Annotated in this window: 2 protein-coding genes and 1 pseudogene; all 3 read left to right on the top strand. The window is 71.8% G+C overall.

Annotation, left to right across the window (positions count from 1 at the left end; translation table 11 throughout):
• Positions 1-669 (top strand): annotated as a pseudogene (locus AB7J25_RS26915) (PHA/PHB synthase family protein); the annotation flags it as partial.
• 48 nt (positions 670-717) lie between these two features.
• Positions 718-1,182, top strand: coding sequence for a helix-turn-helix domain-containing protein (locus AB7J25_RS26910; protein ID WP_428513482.1), 465 nt, complete (start codon positions 718-720; stop codon positions 1,180-1,182).
• A 93-nt stretch (positions 1,183-1,275) separates the two neighbouring features.
• Positions 1,276-1,641 (top strand): hypothetical protein, encoded by a 366-nt coding sequence (locus AB7J25_RS26905; protein ID WP_428513480.1) that lies wholly within the window; start codon positions 1,276-1,278, stop codon positions 1,639-1,641.
• Positions 1,642-1,877: the final 236 nt, after the last annotated feature.

Genomic DNA, 1,877 nt, shown 5'->3' with positions numbered 1-1,877 from the left:
TTCACCGACGAGCAGACCGTGGACCGGCTCGAGCGCAGCATGCAGCGCAGCGGCTACCTGCCCGCGTCGAGCATGAAGACCACCTTCGACCTGCTGCGGGCCACCGACCTGGTCTGGAACTACGTCGTCAACGACTGGATGCTCGGCGAGGACCCCGCCCCGTTCGACATGCTCACCTGGAACTCCGACTCCACCCGCATGCCCGCGGCGATGCAGACCGAGTACCTGCGCGCGCTCTACCTCGAGAACCAGTTCGCCGAGGGCAAGTTCGAGCTGGCGGGCGAGCGGCTGGAGCTGGGCGCGGTCCGGCAGGACGCCTACGTCGTCACGGCGGAGACCGACCACATCGCGCCGTGGGAGGGCGTCTACCGCGGTGCGGCGAAGCTGGGCGGGAAGGTCCGGTTCGTGATGTCGAACTCCGGCCACATCGCGGGCGTGGTGAACCCGCCGTCACCGAAGTCGCGGCACTGGTTCGGCGAGAGCGCCCGCCTGCCCGAGGATCCGCAGCAGTGGCGCGCCACCGCCGAGGAGCACAAGGCGAGCTGGTGGGAGGACTGGACGCCGTGGATCGAGGCCCGCGCCGGTGGCCTGCGCACCCCACCGGCCACCGGCAGCGACCGGTACCCGGTGCTCTCCGACGCGCCCGGCGGGTACGTCCTGCACGGGTGACCGCACGGGGTCGCACAGGGCTCACGGTGACCGGGGATGATGGTGCCCATGAGCGAGCGGGACGGCGGGTCGGCCACGGGGCGTCCGTCCGCGGGCGACGCCTCGTGGGCCTCGGTCAACGCCCTTGGCGGGTTCATCCGGGCGCAGCGGCAGCTGGCGAAGCTGTCCCTGCGCGAGATGGCCGCGATGACGAGTGTGTCCAACGCCTACCTCAGCCAGGTCGAGCGCGGCCTGCACCAGCCGTCGCTCAAGGTGCTGCGCTCCATCGCGGACGCGCTGCAGATCTCCACCGAGCAGCTGCTGGAGCAGGGCGGATGGGCGACGGCGCGAACCGGTCGCGAGGCCGCGCCGGACGACGGGGAGGCGGACGGCGGGCCCGGGTCGGCAGGGTCGGCAGGGTCGGCAGGGTCGACTGAGGCGGCGATCCGGCGGGACCCGCGCCTCACCGCGGAGCAGCGCACGGCGCTGCTGGGCGTGTACCGCAGCTTCGTCGAGGGTAAGGACCGAGCGTGACGAGGGGCACTACCAGGCTTGCTTGACATACTTAACGGCGATGCTCAGTATGGGTAGCGGAACATCCACCGCACTCACGGAGAGGACATGCCGATGACCGCGCCTACCGACCAGTTCGTCGACATCACCAAGCGCAGCCAGGAGGTGGTCACGGCCGCCGTTCGCACCTGGACCGATGCCTTCCAGAGCCTCGCCGGCAGCTACGGCGCCCCGGCCGCGCCGGACGCCAAGGCCATCGTCGAGGGCTACTTCGACTTCGCCCAGCAGGTGCTCGACAACCAGCGGGCCTTCACCCTGAGCGTCGTGTCCGCCGGCAGCGAGGCTGCCGAGAAGGTCACCGCGCAGGCCACGAAGGTCGCCGAGAACGTCAAGGAGCACACGCTCCACGCGGCCGAGGTCGTGACCGAGAAGGCCACCACCACCGCCACGCGCAACGCCAAGGCCGCCGCCAAGAGCTGACGCGCCCCAGCGGGTCGAGGCCCCGCCCGGAGATCCCGGGCGGGGCCTCGCTGCGTTTCCGGCGCCGCACTCGGCCACCCGCGCCGTCCGCCGTTCGGCTGGTCGCACCGCGACGATCTCTCGCCTAGGGTCCCGGGCATGGCACGCGCACTGGTGACGGGGTCGGGGGAACGGGTGGCGGCGGTGGCCGCCCTGCTGGAGAAGGAGGGTCACGAGGTCCGCACGGCGACGGGGCC

Origin of the sequence: Pseudonocardia sp. (assembly GCF_050246655.1) — a bacterium.
Taxonomy (GTDB): domain Bacteria; phylum Actinomycetota; class Actinomycetes; order Mycobacteriales; family Pseudonocardiaceae; genus Pseudonocardia.
The sequence above is the reverse complement of the archived record's forward strand: the minus strand, read 5'-3'. Positions and strand labels throughout refer to the sequence as shown.

Coding starts and splice junctions, on each gene's coding strand:
- AB7J25_RS26910 (WP_428513482.1), top strand. CDS start 718: ATGAGCGAGCGGGACGGCGGGTCGGCCACGGGGCGTCCGTCCGCGGGC.
- AB7J25_RS26905 (WP_428513480.1), top strand. CDS start 1,276: ATGACCGCGCCTACCGACCAGTTCGTCGACATCACCAAGCGCAGCCAG.